This is a genomic window from Microbulbifer sp. JSM ZJ756 (assembly GCF_044383805.1).
Taxonomy (GTDB): Bacteria; Pseudomonadota; Gammaproteobacteria; order Pseudomonadales; family Cellvibrionaceae; genus Microbulbifer; species Microbulbifer zhoushanensis.
Genome location: NZ_JBISER010000003.1, coordinates 189,376 through 210,577, shown reverse-complemented (window position 1 = coordinate 210,577; position 21,202 = coordinate 189,376). Strand labels below are relative to the sequence as shown.

Sequence of the window (21,202 nt, the reverse complement as noted above, 5' to 3'; positions counted from 1 at the left end):
TGAAGGCGTGTTTTTGCGACCCGGGCCGGTGTGCCGTCCACACTGTGCCCGGCCACCGCTGGTGGCCATGCTGCGAATCAGAACTGCTCGTGCTCGGTCAGGTACTGGTTCTTCAGTTTGACGTAATTGGCGGCCGAATAGCGGAAAAACTCCTTTTCCTTTTCTGTCAGTGGCCGCGCCTGCTTGCAGGGGGCGCCGACATAGAGGTAGCCGCTCTCGAGCTTCTTTCCCGGCGGTACCAGGGCCCCGGCGGCCAGTACCACCTCGTCGCCGATCACGGCGCCGTCCAGCACAATTGCACCGATCCCGATCAGTACACGGCTGCCTACGGTGCAGCCGTGCAGGCAGGCCTTGTGGCCGATGGTGACATCCTCGCCGATCTCCAGTGGCCAGCCCGCTTCATTGAAAGGCCCGGCATGGGTGATATGCAGAACCGCGCCGTCCTGCACACTGGTGCGGGCGCCAATCCGGATCCGGTGCATATCGCCGCGGACCACCGCCATGGGCCAGACGGAGCAGTCATCCCCGAATGTGACATCGCCGATCACCGCCGATTGCGGGTCGATATAAACACCGTTCCCGAGCTGTGGTGACTTTTCCGCCTCGCCGTCACCGTGGGGGCGCAATGGGGACATACCTCTCCTCCTGTACAATGGGTCCGCTATCATAGCAGGCTGGGGCTACCGCGAACCTGCCGGCGCCGCAGCCGTGGCCTCGCCCAACCAATTGTTGCACCGATGTAAGAGAACAGGGTCCCACATGTCCAATCCGCTGTCAGAAAACGCCCTCCTGCCGCCCTTTGACCGTCTTCACCCGGAGCACGCTGAGCCCGCAATAGGGGAGCTGATAGATGCGTGCCGGGAAGTGCTGCGGGAGGGCCTGCGCCAGCCGGGCTGGGACACGACCCTGGCCCCCCTGGAGGAGGCCGAGGATCGCCTGAGCCGGGCATTTTCCCCGGTCAGCCACCTGAACAGCGTGCTCAGCGGTGACTGGCGCGCCCCCTACGAAGCGACCCTGGCGGAAGTGACCGCTTACTCCACTGAGCAGGGCCAGAACCGCGAGCTGTTCGAGGTCTACCGGGATATCGCCGACAGCGACGAATTTGCCCAATGGCCCCAGGCCCGTCGCCAGATGATCGAGCTGGGCCTGCGGGACTTTCGCCTCGGCGGTGTCGCCCTGGACGGCGAGGAGCGCGAGCGATTTGCCGCCAACAAGCGGCGGCTGGCGGAGCTGTCCAGCCGCTTCGCCAATAACGTACTCGATGCCACCAACGCCTGGACCCACCACACCCGCGATGTGGAAGAACTCGCCGGCCTGCCCGCCACCGCGCTGGCCGCGGCGGAAGAGGCCGCCCGCAACCGCGACCAGGAGGGCTGGACCATCACCCTCGATGGACCCTGTTACCTGGCGGTGATGACCCACGCCGACAACCGCGACCTGCGCGAAATGGTCTATCGCGCCTTCGTCAGTCGCGCCTCTGACGTGGGCCCCCAGGCCGGCGCCTTCGATAATTCCGCGGTAATGGAAGAGATCCTCACACTGCGGGCGGAGCAGGCGCAGCTGCTGGGTTTCGCCAGTTACGCCGAGCTGTCCGTGGCCCGCAAGATGGCGACGGATGCCGCCACCGTAACCCGCTTCCTCGAAGACCTGGCGGCCCGCGCCCGGCCCGCCGCCGAGCGTGAGTTTGCCGAACTGCAGGCGTTCGCGCGGGAAACACTGGACCTGGACCACCTGCATCCGTGGGACATCCCCTGGGCCGCGGAAAAACTCAAGCAGGCTCGCTACGCCGTCAGCCAGGAAGCGCTGCGGCCCTATTTCCCGTTTCCGCGGGTGCTGGAAGGGTTGTTCGCGGTAGTGGAAAAACTGTTCGCGGTCACCGTGGAGGAAGACACTTCCGTGCCGGTCTGGCACGAGGACGTGCAGTTCTTCTGGCTGTCGCGGGACGGTGAGCGCATCGCCGGCTTCTACCTGGACCCGTTTGCCCGCGAGCGCAAGCGCGGCGGAGCCTGGATGGATACGGTCACCACCCGCCGGCAGGGGGCAGGCGGCCTGCAGCTGCCGGTGGCCTACCTGGTGTGTAACTTCAGCGCGGCGACCGGCGATACGCCCTCCCTGCTGACCCACAATGAGGTCACCACCCTGTTTCACGAGTTCGGGCACGGCTTGCACCATATGCTGACCCGCGTGGATGTGGCCGCGGTTTCAGGGATCAACGGTGTGGCCTGGGATGCAGTCGAACTGCCCAGCCAGTTCCTGGAGAACTGGTGCTGGGAACCCGAGGCCATCGCCATGATTTCCGGGCACTACAAAACCGGCGCGGCGTTGCCGCAGGCGCTGCAGGAAAAAATGCTGGCGGCGCGCAATTTCCAGTCAGCCATGTTTACCGTGCGCCAGCTGGAGTTCGCTCTGTTCGACTTCCTGCTGCACAGCCGCCCTGGCGGCGCCACGGCACAGGAGATCCAGCAATTGCTGGACGAAGTGCGGGCGCGGGTCGCGGTGGTGCCGGTGATTGCCGACAACCGTTTCCAGCACAGCTTCAGCCATATTTTTGCCGGCGGCTATGCAGCGGGTTATTACAGCTACAAGTGGGCCGAGGTTCTGTCGGCGGACGCCTTCTCCCTGTTCGAGGAGCAGGGTATCTTCGATCGTGACACTGGCCAGCATTTCCTCCACTGTATCCTCGAGCAGGGCGGGAGTCGCGATGCACTGGACCTGTTCACTGAATTCCGCGGCCGCGAGCCTAAAATAGATGCGCTGCTGCGCCATTCGGGCATTGACTCCACCGCCGAAACCGCGTGATGCCACCACCAGTAAACATCCAACCGAAGCAAAGGCAGTATCGGGAAAATTGATATGAGTACAGAAGATGGCGGCAAGCAGACTGGCAAGAAGCGTTTTATTGCCGGGGCGGTCTGCCCGCGCTGTAGCGCGATGGACCGAATCGTCAACTTTCGCGAGGGGGATCGCAATTACCGCGAGTGTGTAGAGTGCGGTTTCAAGGACGAAATTCGCCTGCAGTCCACGCCCCGCATCCCGGACACGCGGGTACAGCGGACGCCGGATGCAGAGCATGAGGCACCGGTGAAAATCATCCAGCCACCTAAAAAGAATAACCAGGACTGATAACAACCTGTGAAGAAAATCCTTGCCTGCGGCGGGCTGCTGCTCGCCGGCATCATTGCTTTTACCTTTATTGGCCACTACCGGGAAGTACGCGAAGAGCAGCGCGAACAGACGGCACAGCTACTGGCGCGCTGTGTCAATGAGAGCCTGCTGTCACTGTTCCGGCTGCAGGCAAATGAGTGGCGTGATCGGCCGGACTTATACCGGGACGAGGCAGCGCGGCTGAGTAAAAATGTCGCCGCGCTGCCGCAGCGACTGTCGTCCGGAGAAGACTACCCGGAATGGCGGGAAGCGGTGCTTATCTGTGAACAGTTTACGGAGCATACCAACGCACAGCACCGCACGATATTCCGTCCGCTGGCTGCCTTTGCCGAATTGCCGGTGGGAGACAACCGCCTGTTAGGTGACCGGCGCGAATTGCGGCAGCTCCGTCGCCGCCTGGCATCAGTAGAGGTGTCGGCGCGTGCGGCGGACCGATACCTGCAGGATATGCAGCGGGATATCGCCCAACTGGTCAATGATTCAGGTCTCTCTGCGGCGACCCGGCAAGCAGCCGAACAACAGATCAACAGCGAGGTCCTGGACCGCTACCGGCGCGGAGCCTTCTCCCTGAAGCAGGTGCTGGCGCATACGGGACGAGTGCACCACTATTATAAATTGCTTGCCGGGAATCCGCGCGGCTGGACGCTGCGTGCCGGGGGATTGTACTTCCATGATCGTGCACTGCGCAGTGAAGTTGACCAGTTGAACAGTGCGGTATTCCAGGGTGAGGGGCAGTTCTATGCTAACTGGAAACAGGTTCTACAGCGCCAGCAATAACCGGGCCGGCCGGGGGATAATCCGGTTGGAAAAGCGGGATGTATGCGGACTGTGAAGTGGGTGTAAAAAATAATGAGCAGGCACAGCCATTATTATTCGACCTGCTCCATGCTTCCATCCTGGAAAGATATTTTTATTGGGAATCCTCTATAACTGGCAAAACAGCCAGTAAACAAACCTGTAATCAATTCGAAAAATAACCCTTCAGACCGATATACGTCAGGTTGCCCTGGCTAGTGCACCGTATCATTGCTGATTACCGCACCCGGGGTCAGCAACCCGAACTCCAGGCTGTGGGCCAGGTCCGGCCACTCGCCGGGATCGTGGCTAAAACGCTGGCGACAGAGAATCAGGGCCACCGTCATCTCGCTGTCGAGCTTCAGGTCCATGAAAGCCCGCCCCAGGCGGGCACTCTCGGAATCCATCTCCTCACAGTGCTTTTCATTCAGTAGCCCGCGAATGACCAGGTTCGCGCGCATGGGGTCCATGGGCAGTAGCGGTGCGCCACAAAGTGGTTGCAGCCGGTCGTTGATTTCTTCCATTACCCGGTGCGACAGGTAGGCTTCCGGGACCAGGGTGTGCAGCTGTGGACGCTCTCCAGCAATGCCGGACATCCGCTCCAGGCACTGGTCAATCATCACCTGCACCGGGTTAAAGTCGATGTCGGCCGCCGCCAGCTGGTGGTGCAGCTGGTGTAACCAGGGCGGCACACTCCGTACATAGCGTATCGCAAAGCAGGTCAGGTGCAGTGCACTGTCGCCCTCGGGTAACTGGATGCTGCGGTGCAGCGCAGGTAATTGCCGGTGGACGTGCCGGCGAAAATCGCCCTGCTCGCGCTCTCGCATAACAGCGAGATCGATCGTCCGCTGCATCTGGCGGTATTGGTTGTACATCGGAACCCGCTTTGCTGTGTAGTTAAATATTTTTTAATTTGTCTGATATATAGCAACGGAGATCGGATAGTGCAAAAAAGATCTGCTATTGATTGCTGTCGGGGATCCACGAGTTGCTTTGAGTGTAGTAGTGGTAATAAAGCAGTAGACTGAAAGATCGTGCGCTGATCCACAAAAACAGGCTGAACCAAACGCCATGGTTGTCCCACGGACGTGTCAGCCACCATGCGGGAAAGAAAACCAGCACGGTTGCAATAAACATGGTGTCCCGCATTTCCCGGCTGCGTCCCGCACCGATAAATACCCCATCGAGCAGAAAGCACCACACTGCCAGCAGTGGCAGGGCGCACAGCCAGGGGTAGACCGACCGCGCTTCCACCAACACTGATTCCAGGTCGGTAAACAGCGGCAGTATCCATTCCCTGCCCGGTACCAGGATGGCAGTGACCAGCAGCGCGCTGCCCAGTGCCCAGCGGCCCGCGCTGCGGACAGTTGCGCGGAACGCGGGTTGTGAGCGCCGTGCTATCGCGTCACCCACCAGGGACTCGGTGGCATGGGCGAACCCATCCAGTGCATAAGAGGTCATCATCAGTAATTGCAGCAGGATAGCGTTGGCTGCGAGTACTGCGTCGCCCTGCGCAGCACCCTGGGCCGTAAAAAAAGTGAGCGTTAAGAGCAGCAGGCAGGTGCGCACAAACAGGTCGCTGTTGATGCGCAACAGCTCCCGCCATGGACTGCTATCCGCCCAGGGATACAGGCGCGGGTCCCGGAGCCGCCGGGCAATTTGCCGGTAAATATCGCTACCGATCCCCCGCAGCAGGAAAATACCGCAGCCGAATGCGCAGATATCGGCGCATACCGTTGCCAGCGCTGCCCCGCGGGCACCCCATCCCAGGCCAATGATAAAGACCACATCCAGCAGGATATTGAGCAGGTTGGCAGCGAGCAGAATCAGCAGTGGCGCGCGGCTGTCCTGGCGGCCGATAAAGAACCCCAGCAGTGCGAAGTTGGCCAGTACCAGGGGGGCGCTGAACAGCCGGATCTGCAGGTACGCCTCAGCCTGGGGCGCGGCCGCGGCACTCGCATTCATCCATTGCACAATGGTGCCGAGTAAGGGGGACGCGATCGCCAGCAGTGCCAGCCCCAGCACCGCGGCCAGGCACAGCGCCCGCAGCAGCCAGCCGATACCGCCATCGGAACTGCCGGCGGCCCGGGCCACCAGCCCGGTGGTGCCCATGCGGAGGAAGCCGAAGGCCCACAACAGCATCGACATCACGCTTGCACCCACGGCCACCCCGGACAGGTAGGTGGGGGAGGGCAGGTGGCCGAGGATTGCGGTATCCACCGCGCCCAGTAGCGGCACGGAGATATTGCTGAGGATCATCGGCCAGGCCAGCTTCCAGACGCGCTGGCCGGGATCTTCCAGGAGTTGTGACTGCTTCATTCACCCGAGACTTAAGTTGGCGGATTCATTGACTTTTTGCCAGCGATGTGTTCCTTTTGTTGTCGTGCTGCCCCTCTGTGAAGAGGCCGCACCGGCTCTTCCCGGGGGCGGTCCACAGGGCCACACCGGCAGGCCGGAAAAAAGATGTACTGAGACAGTAATTGCAACAAAAAGAGACGCAGGTTGTTGGTTGTACCTTCCGGACGACGACATCTGAAGTAAAAAATCTTTGGGAAAAGAATAACAAGTTGCACTGAAGCAGTATCGCGGAGCAGGTTTTTCCCCTGCTGCGCCCAGTGTAAGTAGTCTTGTGTTACTACGCGATGTCCACAATTTTTGTGTGGAATTACCCGGAAACCGTGCCCGGCGAGCGCCCGGCCGGCAATGGGGAATCCAGTTATCCGTGAATGCAGCCGATGGCTGATATAAAAACAAACACACGGAGATCTGTAGGCGATGTTGAAAGGCTTCGATCGGCTGTTCGCCTTGCTGGCAACTTCGCTGCCGGCCTACTCCGCTTTTGCGGAAGTCGAGGGGGCGGAGCGCTGGGGGGTCAATATGACCCAGGGCGTTACCGAAGTTTCCCGTACCACTTACGACCTGCACATGCTGATCTTCTGGATCTGTGTGGCAATCGGCGTGGTCGTCTTCGGGGTGATGTTCTACAGCATGTGGCGTCACCGCAAAAGCAAGGGCTACCGGGCAGCACAGTTCCATGAGAGCACCGCAGTGGAGCTGGTGTGGACCATTATCCCCACCCTCATCCTGGTGCTGATGGCAATACCCGCCACCAAGACCCTCTACGATATTTACGATACCGGCGAAGCCGACCTCGATATCATGGTCACCGGTTACCAGTGGAAGTGGAAATACGACTACCTGGGTACCGATGTTTCCTTCTTCTCCAACCTCTCCACACCGCGTTCCCAGGTCGACAACCAGTTGCCCAAGGGTGAAAACTACCTGCTCGAGGTAGACGAGCCTGTAGTGGTGCCGGTGGGCAAGAAAATCCGCTTCCTGTTTACTGCCAATGACGTGATTCACGCCTGGTGGGTACCGGACCTGGCGGTGAAGAAGGATGCAATCCCCGGCTTTATCAACGATGCCTGGACCCGCATCGACGAACCCGGTATCTATCGGGGCCAGTGCGCTGAACTCTGCGGCAAGGACCACGGCTTTATGCCGATTGTGGTCAAGGCGGTACCCCAGCAGGAGTACGATAACTGGCTGAATGAGCGCGCTGCCACAGCTGCGAAGATGCGCGAGCTCACCGAGAAGACTTTCGACTTCGACGAGCTCTTCGCCATGGGCGAGAAGGTCTATAACCGCAACTGTGCCGCCTGCCACCAGCCCGACGGCCAGGGCGTACCCGGCACCTTCCCGGCCATTGCCGGCTCGCAGATCGCCACCGGCCCGCTGACCGAGCACCTGAGTATGGTGGTGAACGGTTCGCCCAGTAACCCAGCCATGCAGGCATTCGGCCCGCAGTTGTCGGAGGTCGACCTGGCCGCGGTGATCACGTACCAGCGCAATGCCTTTGGCAATGAAATGGGCGATACCGTCCAGCCCGTCGACATCCTCAATTTTAAGAATAAACAGTAAGCGGGAGCCGAAAGGAGCATAAGTATGGCACACGGTCCTCAACCCGGATTCTCCCGGTGGCTCTACACCACCAACCACAAAGACATCGGCAGCATGTACCTCTGGTTCAGCTTTGCCATGTTCCTGCTGGGCGGCTGCATGGCGCTGGTCATCCGCGCCGAGCTGTTCGAGCCCGGCCTGCAAATCGTGCAGCCGGAATTCTTCAACCAGATGACCACCATGCACGGCCTGATCATGGTCTTCGGTGCGGTGATGCCGGCCTTCGTGGGGCTTGCCAACTGGATGATCCCGATGATGATCGGGGCACCGGACATGGCCCTGCCGCGCATGAACAACTGGAGCTTCTGGATCCTGCCGTTCGCGTTCGCGATGTTGGCTTCCACGCTGTTCATGGATGGTGGCGCACCCAACTTCGGCTGGACTTTCTACGCCCCGCTGTCCACCGAGTACGCACCACCGAGTACCACCTTCTTTATTTTCTCGATCCATATCATGGGTGCGTCTTCGATCATGGGGGCAATCAATATCATCGCCACCATCCTCAATATGCGCGCACCGGGTATGACCCTGATGAAGATGCCGCTGTTCGTGTGGACCTGGTTGATTACCGCCTACCTGCTGATCGCGGTAATGCCGGTACTGGCGGGCGTGGTCACCATGATGCTGATGGATATTCACTTCGGTACCAGCTTCTTCAGCGCAGCCGGCGGTGGCGATCCGGTGCTGTTCCAGCATGTGTTCTGGTTCTTCGGCCATCCCGAGGTGTACATCATGATCCTGCCGGCTTTCGGTATCGTGTCGGCGATCATCCCCACCTTCGCGCGCAAGCCACTGTTCGGTTACAGCTCCATGGTGTACGCCACCGCATCAATTGCCTTCCTGAGCTTTATCGTGTGGGCGCACCACATGTTTACCGTGGGAATGCCGATTGCCGGTGAGTTGTTCTTCATGTACGCCACCATGCTGATCGCGGTGCCCACCGGGGTGAAGGTGTTCAACTGGGTGACCACCATGTTCCGTGGCTCCATGACCTTCGAAACGCCGATGCTGTTCGCGATTGCCTTCGTGATCCTGTTTACCATCGGTGGCTTCTCCGGCCTGATGCTGGCGATCGCACCGGCGGACTTCCAGTATCACGATACCTACTTTGTGGTGGCCCACTTCCACTATGTGCTGGTGCCCGGTGCGATCTTCTCGATCACCGCCGGCGTCTACTACTGGCTGCCAAAGTGGACCGGCAACATGTACAACGAAACCATGGGCAAGGTGCATTTCTGGCTCGCTTTCGTCGGCCTGAACGTGACCTTCTTCCCCATGCACTTCGTCGGCCTGGCCGGCATGCCGCGGCGGATTCCTGACTACGCGCTACAGTTTGCCGATTTCAACCAGATTGCCAGCGTGGGTGCCTTCCTGTTCGGTGCGGCGCAGATCGTGTTCCTGTTCAACGTGGTACGCACGGTAATGGGTGGCAAGAAGGCGACCGACGAGGTGTGGGACGATCCGGAAGGCCTGGAGTGGACCGTGGCCTCCCCGGCACCCTACCACACCTTCAGCACGCCGCCGGCGGTGCGCTGAAACACGGAGTGGCGCGGTGATGCAACTGAGTGAAAACGCAAAACTCACAGCCAAGCTGCTGGCCCTGGCCGGCAGCATGCTGGTGTTTGCCATCTTTATCATGCCGCCACTCTACGACGCCTTCTGTGAAATCACCGGGTTGAATGGCAAGACTGGCAGCCGTTACGAGGCGGTCCCGGCTGCAGTGCAGACTGACCGTACGGTAAAAGTGCAGTTTGTCGCCAGCCACAACGAGAGCATGCCCTGGGATTTCCGCCCGTCTGTGGTCTCCATGACGGTGCATCCGGGCGAGGCAGTGGACACGGTTTTCCTGGCCCGCAATCCCACCGGCCGCGATATGGTGGGGCAGGCGATACCGAGCCTGGTGCCATTCAAGGCGGCCGAATATTTTCACAAGACGGAATGCTTCTGTTTTAACCAGCAGACCCTGAAGGCGGGGGAGAGCGCTGAACTGCCGTTGCGCTTTATTGTCGACCCGGACCTGCCAGCAGGGGTCAACACCATTACACTTTCCTACACGCTGTTCGATGTCACGGAAAAATTTACCCGGAACCTGGATAACAAAAATGCCGACTCCGAGCGAGAGGGATAAAAATTATGGCCAGTGAAAGCAGCTACTATGTGCCCGAGCAGTCCCGGCTGCCAATTTTTGCGACCATCGGTCTGTTCCTGACCGCGTTTGGAGCCGCCAACTGGATCAACGGCGGCTCCTCCTATATTTTCTTTATCGGTGCTCTGGCGATGGCCGGCGTACTGTGGTTCTGGTTTGCCGCAGTGATCCGCGAGAACATGGCTGGGCTGAACAGTGACCAGCTGAAGCGCTCCTACGTCTGGGGCATGGGCTGGTTCATCTTTTCCGAGGTGATGTTCTTTGCCGCCTTCTTCGGTGCGCTCTATTACATCCGCACCTTTGCGCTGCCCTGGCTGGGCGGGGAAGGTGACCGGGGCGAGTCCAATATGCTGTGGCAGGGTTTCGAGAACACCTGGCCGCTGATGGTAACCCCGGATGCCGCGGTGCATGGCGATGCCGCCAAGGTGGTCGGGCCCAACGACATCATCGACCCCTGGCACCTGCCGCTACTGAACACCGTGATCCTGCTCACTTCCAGTGTCACAGTGCATATCGCCCATGTATTCCTGAAGAAGGGCAAGCGCAACGCCTTTAACCTGTGGCTGGGACTGACCGTGTTGCTGGGGGCACTGTTCCTGTTCTTCCAGGTGGAGGAATACTATGAGGCCTATGTCCACCTGGGGCTGACACTCGAGTCCGGTATTTACGGCACGACCTTCTTTATGCTGACAGGCTTCCACGGTGCGCACGTGACCCTGGGCACCATCATGCTGTTGATCATGTTGCTGCGCTCGGTCATCGCCCATCACTTCAAGCCGGACGATCACTTTGGCTTCGAGGCTTCCAGCTGGTACTGGCACTTCGTGGATGTAGTCTGGGTAGGCCTGTTTATTTTTGTATACGTACTCGGCTCCTGAGGACTAATGGCGGCCCGCAATGCGGGCCCCGAAAGAGCGGTATCAGTATTTATTGGCCCAGGGAGCAGTATTGGAGAGCATGCCGCTGTCAAAGCCATACCAGATGGCAAGCAGCAGCAGGGCAGCCAGGGAAATACGGATACCCAGGGCGTAAAGGGTGCGCTTCGATTCTGGGGCGCCCATATCGCGCAAGAGGAAAAACAGCGCGCTGGACAGGCTGGCCAGCACAGCTAAAAACAGAAAGACAATAACGACCTTCAGCCACATTTGTATTCGCCATTTGTTGTAGGGGCCTGTTCGCAGGCTGGAATCGGCATGACAGTAGAGACCCATCCAGTGCGACCCCGGAAACCTTCCGAGAGGGCCAGTGTAGCACTGATTTCCAATTGGCCCGTGACCGTGTTCAGCGCACTGTTGTTGCCGGTCCTGGTGGGCCTGGGGCTTTGGCAGCTGGATCGGGTAGCGGAAAAGCGGGCCCTGGTTACTGCCGTTGACAGTCGCCTCGCCGCCCAGCCGCAGGACCCCAGCCAACTCGCGGACCTGCAGCGCTATATCCCGGTTCGCCTGCTGGGTTACTTCACCGACGAGTACTTTTACCTGGACAATCGCACGCGTAGCGGTCGCGTGGGTTACGAAATCCTCCAGATTTTTGTGTCCGGTGACCGACGCTGGCTGGTCAACCGGGGCTGGTTACCGGCGGAACGCAAGCGCTCAGCGCTACCGGAAGTGACCTGGCCCCGGGCGGCGAAAGTGATCACTGGCTTTCTCTACCCGGTAGCGCTGGCCGAGGATGAGGCTGCTGCGTCGGCTGTCGCCGGCACAGCGCGAATCCAGGCGGTGGATTCCCGGCTGGCCGACACACTTGACCTGGCGCAGCCGCAATGGACGATCAGGCTGAGTGCGGACTCGGATACCGCACTGGTCACTGACTGGCACCTGGTCAGCAGCTCGCCGGCACGCCACCTGGCCTATGCGTGGCAGTGGTTTGCGATGGCGATGGCACTGGTGATTCTGTGGCTGCTGGCGGCCACACGGCTCCCGGCCAGGCTCCGTGGAATTGATCGCCGGCGGCAAAGAGATTAACCGGCTCGAGAATAATGAAAACAGACAAGAGGTAACCTAGCCGTGACCCAGAGCAACGACACCCACCGTGAAATCAGCGAAGATGCCCCGCCCCGGTCCCGCCGGTTGCAGGCCCTGTCCGTGGTAGCCTCGGTAGTGCTGCCTATTGCGGCCGCCTACATCGTCTTCTACACCGGCGTGGGTATGCCCGATGCCACCGTGAACGAGGGCAGCCTGCTGGAGCCGCCGCGCAATATCCAGTCACTGCCGCTGATGGAGCAGGGCCGGGCCCCGCTGCAACTGGAGGCGGAAGAGCCCAAGTGGCGCTACCTGATTGTGCCGGGGCAGGATTGCGATAACGCCTGTGAGGAGCTGCTGTACACCAGCCGCCAGGTTCACGTCCGGCTCGGGGAGAAGGCCCGCCGGGTCGAGCGCCTGCTGGTCAACACTGCACCGCTCAGCCCGGAGCGCCGCGAGCAGCTGGCAGAAAAACACCCGCGCCTGCGATTCGTGACGCTGCCTGCGGCGCAGCTGGACAGCCTGCTGCAGGGTACCAGTCACAGCACCATCGATTATCCCAGTGCGCTGCTGGTGGACCAGCAGGGTTACGCAATGATGGTTTACAACAATGAACACAGCGGCAACCAGCTGCTGAAAGATATCAAGCGACTGCTGAAGTACTCCTACGAGCAGTAAGCCGGAGAATTGCATGCGCCAATACCAACCCGACCCGGACTATAACCCACGCAATGACTGGCGACTGCGGGTCGCCATGGCCGGTACCCTGCTGGCAGTGGTGGTGGTGGTCCTGGGTGCATTCACGCGGCTGGTGGATGCCGGTCTGGGCTGTCCTGACTGGCCTGGCTGTTACGGCCACCTGACCTGGCCGGACGAAGTGCACGAGATCGAGAGTGCCAATGCCGCCTTCCCGGATAGCCCGGTGGCCACGGACAAGACCTGGCCGGAAATGGTGCACCGCTATTTTGCCGGGGCACTACTGCTGCTGGTTGCAGGGCTGACCGTGATGGCCTGGCGCCGGCGGGGGCAGCGGGGTTTCCTGCATACCCATTTCCTGCTTGGCCTGATCATCCTGCAGGCCGCGTTCGGTATGTGGACAGTGACGCTCAAGCTCTGGCCCCAGGTGGTCACCGCCCACTTGCTCGGGGGTATGGCGACCCTGTCCTTGCTGTGGCTGTTGGTTGAACGCCTGCGTTACCGCAAGCGACTGATTCCGGTACATGAGTTCCGGCGGTTGCAGAAAATCCGGCCGCTGGCGATTGTCGCCGTGGTGGCAGTTTCATTACAGATTGCGCTCGGGGGCTGGACCAGCTCCAACTATGCCGCGCTGGCGTGTGCCGACTTCCCCACCTGCCATGGCGAGTGGTGGCCGGCGATGGATTTCAGCCAGGGTTTTAACGTGGCGCAGCACATCGGTCCCAATTACCTGGGGGGTGCCCTGGAGAGCGATGCCCGCACCGCAATCCATATTACCCACCGCCTGGGTGCGCTGGTTGTCAGCGCGATAGTCCTGTTGCTGGCGGCACTGGCATGGCGGGCAGGTTCGCGGCGCTGGGCTGTAGGCCTGGCCGGGGTGCTGCTGCTGCAGGTATCACTGGGTATAGCCAATGTGGTGATGTCACTGCCACTGCCGGTGGCCGTGGCGCACAATGCCGGTGCCGCGTTACTGCTACTCGGGCTGCTCACCTTCTGTTACCGTATCCAGACGGCCCAGCCGCGAATGAAAAAATAATAACGAAGTACAAAGAGGTGAAACCATGAGCACCCAAGCCGCCGCCCTGACGCACGCCACCTGGCGCGACTACTACGAGTTGACCAAGCCGCGGGTGGTCATGCTGATGATCCTCACCTCGGTGATTGGCATGCTGCTGGCAGTGCCGGGGATGGTGCCTCTCGACGTGCTGGTGCTGGGGAACCTGGGTATTGCGTTGTGTGCCGGCAGTGCCGCAGCGGTCAATCACCTGGTGGATCGCCATATCGATATCAAGATGGCCCGCACCAGCAATCGTCCTATTGCGCGTGGTCGGGTGGAGCCCCGCCGGGCGCTGGCATTCGCCCTGGCCCTGGGTGTGGCGGGCATGGCCGTGCTCCTCGCATTCGTCAATGCGCTCACGGCATGGCTGACCCTTTTCTCACTGCTGGGCTATGCGGTGGTCTACACAATGTTCCTGAAGCGCGCCACGCCGCAGAATATTGTAATCGGCGGGATCGCCGGGGCCGCACCACCACTGCTTGGCTGGACCGCGGTAACCGGGGAACTGCACGGACATGCGCTGCTGCTGGTGCTGATTATCTTTGCCTGGACTCCCCCGCATTTCTGGGCCCTGGCGGTTCACCGCCGCGAGGATTACGCCAAGGCCGACATCCCCATGCTGCCGGTGACCCACGGCGTGGCTTACACCAGGCTGCATATCCTGCTTTACACCTTTATCCTCTTCGCTGTCAGCCTGCTGCCGTTTGCAACCGCCATGCTGGGCTGGCTCTACCTGCTTGGCGCTGTGGTGCTGGGTCTGGGTTTTGTCTACTGGGCAGTGGAAATGCTGCGTGACCGGAACCCGAATGCGGGCATGGAAACCTTCAAGTATTCCATTATTTACCTGATGGCACTGTTCTGCATCATGCTGATTGATCACTACCTGGTAGCAGTGTGATAAATGGGTGAGGAAAAATGAGCAAAAATACTGCTGGTGATCCAGGCCTGAACAGCCAGGACAAGAGCCCGGAACAGCAGCGCGGCGTGCTGATTACAGTTGCCGTCTGTGTCTTTTTTATGTTGGCAGTGCTGGCCGGTTTCCTGAATAAAATGGGCCAGCCGAGGGTGCTGACCGAGGCTGAAATGCGGGCCAATGGGACCGTGGAGCTGGAACGCCCGCGGATACTGGATAATTTTACGCTGGTAGCGGACAGCGGCGACAACTGGGAAACCGGAGAGCTGGCCGGTCGCTGGACGCTGGTGTTCTTTGGGTTTACCCACTGCCCGGATATATGCCCCACCACCATGTCGACCCTGAACAGCTTCTACCAGATGCTGGATCCGGAAACCCGTGCAGATACGGATATCCTGCTGGTCTCCGTGGATCCCAAGCGAGATACCGCTGATAAGCTGCGCCAGTACGTGGACTATTTCAATCCGGAATTTGCCGGTGTCACCGGTGAGTTTCTCAACCTCAAGCGCTTTGCCAACCAGCTCAATGTGCCCTTTAACAAGGTACCGCTGGAAGACGGCGAGTACACGGTGGACCATGGGTCGCAGGTGGTCTTGATCAACCCCCGCGGACATTACCACGCCTTTTTCAAGGCGCCGCTGGATCCGGCGAAAATGAAACTGACCTACCGCTCCCTGCGCGCAACCTACAACGGCTGAATGCCGACGGGCCGGTAATACAGGGTAGGCCTGTGGGCCCGCCACCTTACGAAAGGCCGGCCAGTTAACCTGGACTGATATCCCCGATATGGACATCGAACAGCGCAGTGCCAGCCCGGTACTGCCATTGCAAACCAGAGCGCTTTATATTCCGCTGGCGCTGGCTTTATGTGTGCTGCCGTTTGGCTGGGTCGGTTTGGCGGCGCCCCTGATCTGGCTGGCCCTGAATGGAATAGAGCGCAGCTCGGGCTGGTCCCGTGGACTGCTATTTGTTGTCGCGGCGATCGCCATGCTCGCCGCGGCGCTGGGTTTGCTGCCGGCGGTCCCCCGGATCGAGTTGCTGCCGCCATACGCAGACAATGCCGGAAACATGATTGTTAGCAGTTTCAACCCGGGCAAGGCCACCATTGCGGTTGCAGTGATTGCCTTTATGTTCGGGCGTAACCAGTGGCCCGCAAGGCGGGACTTGCCGTTGCTGATCTTCGCCGCAGTACTGCCGGTGGCACTTGCACTGCCGCTCACCGGCCTCTCAGCCAAGTTTTCCGTAACCATTCTGCTCGCACTGGTGATCAACCTGGTTGTCGTATGCGTGAGCGAAGAGGCGTTTTTCCGCTGGATCCTGCAGCGTGGCAGCGAGCAGCTGCTGGGGCGGTGGCGCTGGCTGGCGGTGCCCCTGGTGGTGGCGATATTCACCCTGTTGCATACCGGCTGGGCGGCGAGTCCACAGGTTGTCACGCTGGTGGCACTGGCGGGGTTTGGCTATGCACAACTCTGGTACCTGCGGGAAAAATTCTGGGTTTGCGTCCTGGCGCACTGGGGTGTGAATAGCCTGCATATGCTTCTGTTACCCTATCCACTGCAATAACCATGAAAACATATGCCGCGACGTCGGTGCAGTAATAGCTAATTACCACCGTCCAGCGTGCACACTCCCCTGGCTCACCGGAATACAGTAAACAATGGGAATTAGTACTGAAGTCATACTCTCACTGGTCATATACAAAGTCGTTTCGCTGCTGGTGGGTAGCCTGTTCGGCTATCTGGGCTACAGGCTTTTCATATCCGGCGTCTGGGGTGGCGCCGGTGAGCTGCAAGCCGCATTTCGTGATAACCGCCTGGTCCTGAAAGAGGCCGCACCGGGCACCTTTTTTGCCATCTGTGGCGTGGTTATTATTGCCGTTACCTTATATAAAGGCCTGGAGTTTGAGGACTACCACAGGGGCAATACGAATTACGTGGAAATCGCGGAAGAAGGGGGCGATGACCTGGCGGCCCAGCCGAAAGAGTGAAGGACAGTCCGGTGGCCCAACCGGAGAGAGCTATATCATCTTTCCCTCTCAAGGGAACAATAAGGTCATTGCGCATCCAGCGTGCCCAATCCTTCTCAGTAATTGAGGCAGTTCCCCACTTGGGTTATCCAGTCGGCCGGCACAGCGTCGCGGGGGATCACATGGAATACGCAACCGCTGGTTGATGGACAGCACCGGATGCTGTTCAGATAATGCGGAATAAAGTTTGCAGAATTGCATTGCAAGGGAAGCGCCGTCATGGAAAGAGCCGTCGTCGTTCATGAGGACCGGCCGGAAAATACTGAGGGCCTGGTGCTGGCAGTAGAAAGTATTCTCCGGCACACGAATTCCACCGACATTATTGTCAGTCACCGATTTCCTGACCCCGTTTTTCGTGCCTGGCTCAAAGCGCAGCCGGTGCGTGAGGCCCAGCTGGATACTACAGGTTTTAGTGGTTGGAATATCAAGGCGCGAATTATCCAGCAACTACTGCAACAGGGGTATCCCGAGGTGATCTGGATCGATGCGGATATCCTTGTCTGCGGAAACTTCCTGGAAAAGTTTACGGACTTTTCACCCTCAACAGTGATTGCCACAGAAGAGACGGCTTTTGGGCAGCGCCAGGGTGGCAGCCACCGGACAGTAAGCTGGGGATTGAAGCCCGGCCGTCGCCTGGCCCGCACCATTAACACGGGCGTGTTGCGTGTGACGTGTGAACACACCGAGCTCATCGACACCTGGTGCAACATGCTCTCCCATCCGGTTTATCGTCAATCCCAGAGGTTGCGCTGGTTCGAGCGGCCGCTGCATATGGTGGGGGATCAGGAGGCATTCACTGCCTTGGTGTGTGCGGATGAGTTTGCCCACATTCCTGTATACCAGTTACGCAGCGGTGTGGAAATTGCCCAGTGCTTTGGCCCTGCCGGCTTTACACCCGCTGAGCGCGTAAAGGCCTGGTTGCGCAGGCGCCGGCCGCTCTTCGTGCATGCCATGGGTACCAAACCCTGGGCGCGCGGGCCACTGGAGAAGGTGCGTGGGCTACGCGCCCTGTATAACTACATTCACCTTGAGACTTGCCCCTATACCCTGATCGCATCGATCGATTACGGAAGTCGCCGGTACCCACTGGACTGGACGAGACCCCGACACCGGGTATCGCGGTTGTTTCGCCGCCTGTCCGGCGATCATTACCTCTTTTGCCAGTTACCCCTCGCGCTGTTTGACAGTGCTACGCGGCTATTGCGCAGGGTGCTTGGGATCGGTCGCTACCAGGCCAACGCCCGCTTTACTCTCGAAGCGCAGGACTTTCGTCGTAGCACCGTGACCACCTCAACACCGGGATCCTGACCGTGGCCTGAGGGCCAGCTTTTCAGGGCTGGCGGGTCCATTGTGGGCTCACCCGGCCTGTGATGCGCGGCGGGGGTAGGCAGTGCTGTCGGTATGGCCCCGGAGCAGCCTGTCACTGACAGCCACCAGGACCAGCGCCGCGAATGCTGCGATGAAAGGCACAGTGGGAAGGTGATAGCGATCCTGGGAGGCTATCAATGCATGAATACCCGCATTGGCTCCCCAGCTCAGGATGAATGGGTGGGTCAGTGCCCTGGCAAGCCCGGCCTGGTACAGGGTTAGCGCGAGGCCGCCGAGGCCTGCTGCCAGCAAAAGGAGCCAGTATCCCTGGGCCAGGATTTTCAGCGGTAGTAGCGCGCCTTCACCAAAGCGCGTCCTGATCCCCTCTGCGTTCCAGGTTATCCCAATGGTTTCATAACTGTGAAAGCGAAACAGTTTTATGAAAGTGCGCTGTACAAATGCTACCGGTTCTTCCGCAATATACTCCAGGGCGCGGGCCCTCAGAACCCGGCTCATTTCGTAAGTAGAATTCGTATTTGCAATCACGTCGGGCGGGATTTCGGCATAACCTCCATTGGTACCCGGTGAATTCCCCATCCAGAATACGGCTCCGCCGTTAGAGGACATGGGCACAAAATCATCGTATAGCTGGTAATTCCGGTAAGCCCAGGGCGCGACCATCAGTGCGAGTATCAGGAAGCAGCAGCCGGTGCGAAGAACCACTGCCAGAGGGCGTTGCCGCAAATACGCGAAGCAGGCAATCGCAAAAATGATTATCGAAACGGTAATCAGTGGCCGCACATAATACGCAGCGCCCAGCAACAGGCCCGCAAAGACCACTCGGCCCTTTGCCCCCTTGTCAGCGGTCACAAAACAATAAAGCCCGGCGACTGAAAAAAACATAAACAACAGTTCGCTCGCGAGTACGGTCACGTAAAAAATACCGGTCGGCCAGAGTGCAAGCAGTAAAAGGCTGAGCCTGGCAACCCGCGTATCGCTGAAAAAGATCTGGCACAGACGTCCAGTAAAGAAGAGGATTCCCACAGACAGGCAGATGTTTAGTGCTACGATCGGCCAGTATGCATGGCCAAACAGCAGGTACAGGGCTGCGTAGATCGCCGAGGTGCCCACTGCCCAGTAGCTGCCGGGCTCATCGGGTTGCCAGCCGTAAGTCCCGTGCTGCCAGATATTCACGGCAAAGGTATCGTAGGCGGCACTGTCGGAAACCGGCATCACCGGCACCAGCAGGGCCCATAGCAGGCGCAGGCCAATGGCGAGCAGGTAGATTCCGGGCGTCGCCACCAGCAGGCGCATCAATCGATCCATGATTATCGCTCCATAAGCTTTTGCAAAGCGGCAAGGATTATACGGATAGCGCCCGGGCGGCGACAGCTGTTGTGATTCGTTGTAACACCCTCTTCCGGATTCCGGTTTTTACCGCCTGGACGGGATGGTGCGAACCTTGCAAGCACTATGCCTGCCCGGCCTGTGTATTACTGTAATCGCGCCGGGGTTGCATTTGTGCCGAAATAACGAAAAGATCCCGTGCTCGTCCCGCACTAGAAGCGGACGCGGGTTTTAGCTCGCCTGGTACATTTGTTCAAGAAGGTAGGTGCCGGGAATTTACTGGAACGAGTCACGGATAATGAGAGCACTTGCCTGTAAAGGGTAAATGCCAATGAACGCCCCATGGAACCGGGGAGCAGAATCGCTTAAGGAGAGAGCGCAGTGTCCCATCACGAGTCCCCGTTGATTGTCGACCTGGATGGCAGCCTGATCCGTACCGACTTACTCTATGAGTCATTCGTGCGTACCCTGTTTACCCGCCCCTGGGCACTGGCTTTCCTGCCCCTATGGCTGTTCCGCGGTATTGCCTACCTGAAATATCGCCTGGCCCAGGCCATCGATATCGACGTCAGTGCATTGCCTTATAACAGCAGCCTGCTGGAGTTCCTGCGGGAGCAGAAGGCACAGGGCCGCAGCCTGGTTTTATGCACCGGTGCCAATGAAGGCCTCGCACGGGAGGTAATGGATCACCTGGGTATTTTTGATGAAATCTACGCCACCGGAATTACCCACAACCTGACCGGCGAGAGGAAAGCGCAGTTCCTGCGCGAGCGTTACGGCGAGCGTGGCTTCTCCTATGTGGGTAATGAGAACCGGGACCTGCGCGTCTGGCGCTTTGCCAGGTCTGCCGTGGTGGTTGGGTCAAGCCGGGCCCTGGCGGAAAACGCAGCACAGGTCTGCCAGCTGGAAAACAGCTTTCCAACAGCGGCACCGACTTTGTCAATTTATCTGCGGCAGGTCCGTATCCACCAGTGGGTCAAAAACCTGCTGTTGTTTGTGCCGCTGGTGACGTCACATCAATTCCTCGACGCGGAAGCTGTAACGGCAGCATTGCTGGCGTTCGTCTGCTTTGGCCTGTGTGCCTCGGCCACCTACATCATCAATGATATTGCGGACCTGGATTCTGACCGGGCGCACCAGAAAAAGCGCTGGCGACCATTGGCCTCGGGGATGTTGTCCATCCGCGCGGGCCTGCTGCTGTGTTGCCTCCTGCTGCTCGCCTCGGGTGTGCTGGTTACTTTCCTGCCACCGTGGTTTGGTGCCGTGCTGTTCCTGTACCTGGTTACCACGCTCGGTTACAGCTTCCTGCTCAAGCGGCTGCAGACCGTTGATACAGTGGTTCTGGCGGGGCTGTACACCACCCGTATCCTGGCTGGGGCTGCCGCCATTGGCGTCTACCCCTCCTACTGGCTGCTGGCATTCTCGATGTTTGTGTTCCTGTGCCTGGCGCTGGTCAAGCGAATTTCAGAAATCTACCGCAAGCAGGGGGCAGACGAGACGTCCTTGCAGATCCGTGGTCGCGGTTATTTCACCTCCGACCTGCCGGTTCTCACCAGCCTGGCGTCAGCCGCGGGTATGGTTTCGATCCTGGTGTTTGCCATGTACGTAAACAGTGCGGAGGTGATGGGCATGTACCGTTCACCGATGATCCTGTGGCTGGCCTGCCCGCTGTTTGCCTACTGGATTATCCGCATGCTGGTTATGGCTTCCCGCGGTGAAATTGATGAGGACCCGATTGCGTTTGCGATCAAGGACAAGCGCAGCTGGATAACCGGCCTGGTTCTCGGCCTGGTCCTGGCAGCTGCCTCCACCATGACGATTCAGGGATAAG

21 protein-coding genes are annotated in these 21,202 nt (G+C 59.5%); 16 read left to right on the top strand and 5 right to left on the bottom strand.

All coding sequences use genetic code 11. The features are described from left to right. Nucleotides 1-77: 77 nt before the first annotated feature. Complete coding sequence (locus tag ACH6CX_RS07150) at nt 78-635, bottom strand: gamma carbonic anhydrase family protein (protein ID WP_232940387.1); 558 nt, start codon at nt 633-635, stop codon at nt 78-80. A 124-nt stretch (nt 636-759) separates the two neighbouring features. Here ACH6CX_RS07150 and ACH6CX_RS07145 point away from each other — a divergent pair, with 124 nt between their 5' ends. Genes ACH6CX_RS07145 through ACH6CX_RS07135 form a run of 3 tightly spaced genes read left to right on the top strand, consistent with a single transcriptional unit; the run spans nt 760 to nt 3,942 of the window. Continuing rightward, on the top strand, nt 760-2,799 hold the full coding sequence (locus ACH6CX_RS07145; protein ID WP_237062344.1) for a M3 family metallopeptidase: 2,040 nt from the start codon (nt 760-762) through the stop codon (nt 2,797-2,799). A gap of 54 nt (nt 2,800-2,853) precedes the next feature. Further along, nucleotides 2,854-3,123 (top strand): YheV family putative zinc ribbon protein, encoded by a 270-nt coding sequence (locus ACH6CX_RS07140; RefSeq protein WP_237062346.1) that lies wholly within the window; start codon nt 2,854-2,856, stop codon nt 3,121-3,123. A 9-nt stretch (nt 3,124-3,132) separates the two neighbouring features. Further along, nucleotides 3,133-3,942, top strand: coding sequence for a hypothetical protein (locus ACH6CX_RS07135; protein ID WP_232940390.1), 810 nt, complete (start codon nt 3,133-3,135; stop codon nt 3,940-3,942). A 233-nt stretch (nt 3,943-4,175) separates the two neighbouring features. Here ACH6CX_RS07135 and ACH6CX_RS07130 read toward each other — a convergent pair whose 3' ends face one another. Together ACH6CX_RS07130 and ACH6CX_RS07125 are read right to left on the bottom strand one after the other, a co-directional pair. After that, the gene (locus tag ACH6CX_RS07130) at nt 4,176-4,835 is read right to left on the bottom strand and encodes a hypothetical protein (RefSeq protein ID WP_232940391.1); all 660 of its coding nucleotides are present in this window, start codon (nt 4,833-4,835) and stop codon (nt 4,176-4,178) included. Between the two features lie 85 nt (nt 4,836-4,920). Continuing rightward, the gene (locus tag ACH6CX_RS07125; protein ID WP_232940392.1) at nt 4,921-6,279 is read right to left on the bottom strand and encodes an MATE family efflux transporter; all 1,359 of its coding nucleotides are present in this window, start codon (nt 6,277-6,279) and stop codon (nt 4,921-4,923) included. Between the two features lie 456 nt (nt 6,280-6,735). Between ACH6CX_RS07125 and coxB the strand changes: the two genes are divergently transcribed. Genes coxB through ACH6CX_RS07105 form a run of 4 tightly spaced genes read left to right on the top strand, consistent with a single transcriptional unit; the run spans nt 6,736 to nt 10,944 of the window. After that, nucleotides 6,736-7,881, top strand: a complete 1,146-nt coding sequence (coxB, locus tag ACH6CX_RS07120) for a cytochrome c oxidase subunit II (RefSeq protein WP_237062348.1) — start codon at nt 6,736-6,738, stop codon at nt 7,879-7,881. Nucleotides 7,882-7,905: 24 nt separating this feature from the next. Beyond that, the gene (gene ctaD, locus ACH6CX_RS07115) at nt 7,906-9,456 is read left to right on the top strand and encodes a cytochrome c oxidase subunit I (RefSeq protein ID WP_237062350.1); all 1,551 of its coding nucleotides are present in this window, start codon (nt 7,906-7,908) and stop codon (nt 9,454-9,456) included. 19 nt (nt 9,457-9,475) lie between these two features. Beyond that, nucleotides 9,476-10,048, top strand: coding sequence for a cytochrome c oxidase assembly protein (locus tag ACH6CX_RS07110; protein ID WP_237062359.1), 573 nt, complete (start codon nt 9,476-9,478; stop codon nt 10,046-10,048). Nucleotides 10,049-10,053: 5 nt separating this feature from the next. After that, nucleotides 10,054-10,944 (top strand): cytochrome c oxidase subunit 3, encoded by an 891-nt coding sequence (locus tag ACH6CX_RS07105; protein WP_232940398.1) that lies wholly within the window; start codon nt 10,054-10,056, stop codon nt 10,942-10,944. A 42-nt stretch (nt 10,945-10,986) separates the two neighbouring features. Here ACH6CX_RS07105 and ACH6CX_RS07100 read toward each other — a convergent pair whose 3' ends face one another. Next, a complete protein-coding gene (locus tag ACH6CX_RS07100; RefSeq protein ID WP_396675245.1) occupies nt 10,987-11,211 on the bottom strand; it encodes a DUF2909 domain-containing protein in 225 nt (74 codons plus the stop codon). Between the two features lie 126 nt (nt 11,212-11,337). Here ACH6CX_RS07100 and ACH6CX_RS07095 point away from each other — a divergent pair, with 126 nt between their 5' ends. The 8 genes from ACH6CX_RS07095 (at nt 11,338) to ACH6CX_RS07060 (ending at nt 18,024) form a co-directional block, all read left to right on the top strand. Beyond that, on the top strand, nt 11,338-12,027 hold the full coding sequence (locus ACH6CX_RS07095; RefSeq protein ID WP_396675244.1) for an SURF1 family protein: 690 nt from the start codon (nt 11,338-11,340) through the stop codon (nt 12,025-12,027). A 42-nt stretch (nt 12,028-12,069) separates the two neighbouring features. Next, nucleotides 12,070-12,702, top strand: a complete 633-nt coding sequence (locus tag ACH6CX_RS07090; RefSeq protein WP_232940404.1) for a hypothetical protein — start codon at nt 12,070-12,072, stop codon at nt 12,700-12,702. A 13-nt stretch (nt 12,703-12,715) separates the two neighbouring features. Next, complete coding sequence (locus tag ACH6CX_RS07085) at nt 12,716-13,756, top strand: heme A synthase (protein ID WP_232940405.1); 1,041 nt, start codon at nt 12,716-12,718, stop codon at nt 13,754-13,756. Between the two features lie 25 nt (nt 13,757-13,781). Continuing rightward, nucleotides 13,782-14,675 carry a heme o synthase gene (gene cyoE, locus ACH6CX_RS07080; protein WP_232940406.1) on the top strand — a complete coding sequence of 298 codons (894 nt, stop codon included), beginning with the start codon at nt 13,782-13,784 and terminating at the stop codon, nt 14,673-14,675. A gap of 17 nt (nt 14,676-14,692) precedes the next feature. Next, the gene (locus ACH6CX_RS07075) at nt 14,693-15,388 is read left to right on the top strand and encodes an SCO family protein (protein WP_232940407.1); all 696 of its coding nucleotides are present in this window, start codon (nt 14,693-14,695) and stop codon (nt 15,386-15,388) included. An 88-nt stretch (nt 15,389-15,476) separates the two neighbouring features. After that, entirely contained in the window at nt 15,477-16,253 is a 777-nt protein-coding gene (locus ACH6CX_RS07070) for a CPBP family intramembrane glutamic endopeptidase (protein ID WP_237062369.1), read from the top strand. Between the two features lie 94 nt (nt 16,254-16,347). Further along, complete coding sequence (locus tag ACH6CX_RS07065) at nt 16,348-16,677, top strand: hypothetical protein (RefSeq protein WP_232940409.1); 330 nt, start codon at nt 16,348-16,350, stop codon at nt 16,675-16,677. Nucleotides 16,678-16,935: 258 nt separating this feature from the next. Next, nucleotides 16,936-18,024 carry a hypothetical protein gene (locus ACH6CX_RS07060; RefSeq protein WP_237062371.1) on the top strand — a complete coding sequence of 363 codons (1,089 nt, stop codon included), beginning with the start codon at nt 16,936-16,938 and terminating at the stop codon, nt 18,022-18,024. Between the two features lie 48 nt (nt 18,025-18,072). On the opposite strand, the gene ACH6CX_RS07055 is transcribed toward ACH6CX_RS07060, so the two are convergent. Next, nucleotides 18,073-19,350, bottom strand: a complete 1,278-nt coding sequence (locus ACH6CX_RS07055; RefSeq protein WP_396675243.1) for a hypothetical protein — start codon at nt 19,348-19,350, stop codon at nt 18,073-18,075. A 402-nt stretch (nt 19,351-19,752) separates the two neighbouring features. On the opposite strand from ACH6CX_RS07055, the gene ACH6CX_RS07050 reads away from it, so the two are divergent. Further along, a complete protein-coding gene (locus tag ACH6CX_RS07050; protein WP_232940412.1) occupies nt 19,753-21,201 on the top strand; it encodes a UbiA family prenyltransferase in 1,449 nt (482 codons plus the stop codon). Nucleotide 21,202 lies beyond the last annotated feature (1 nt).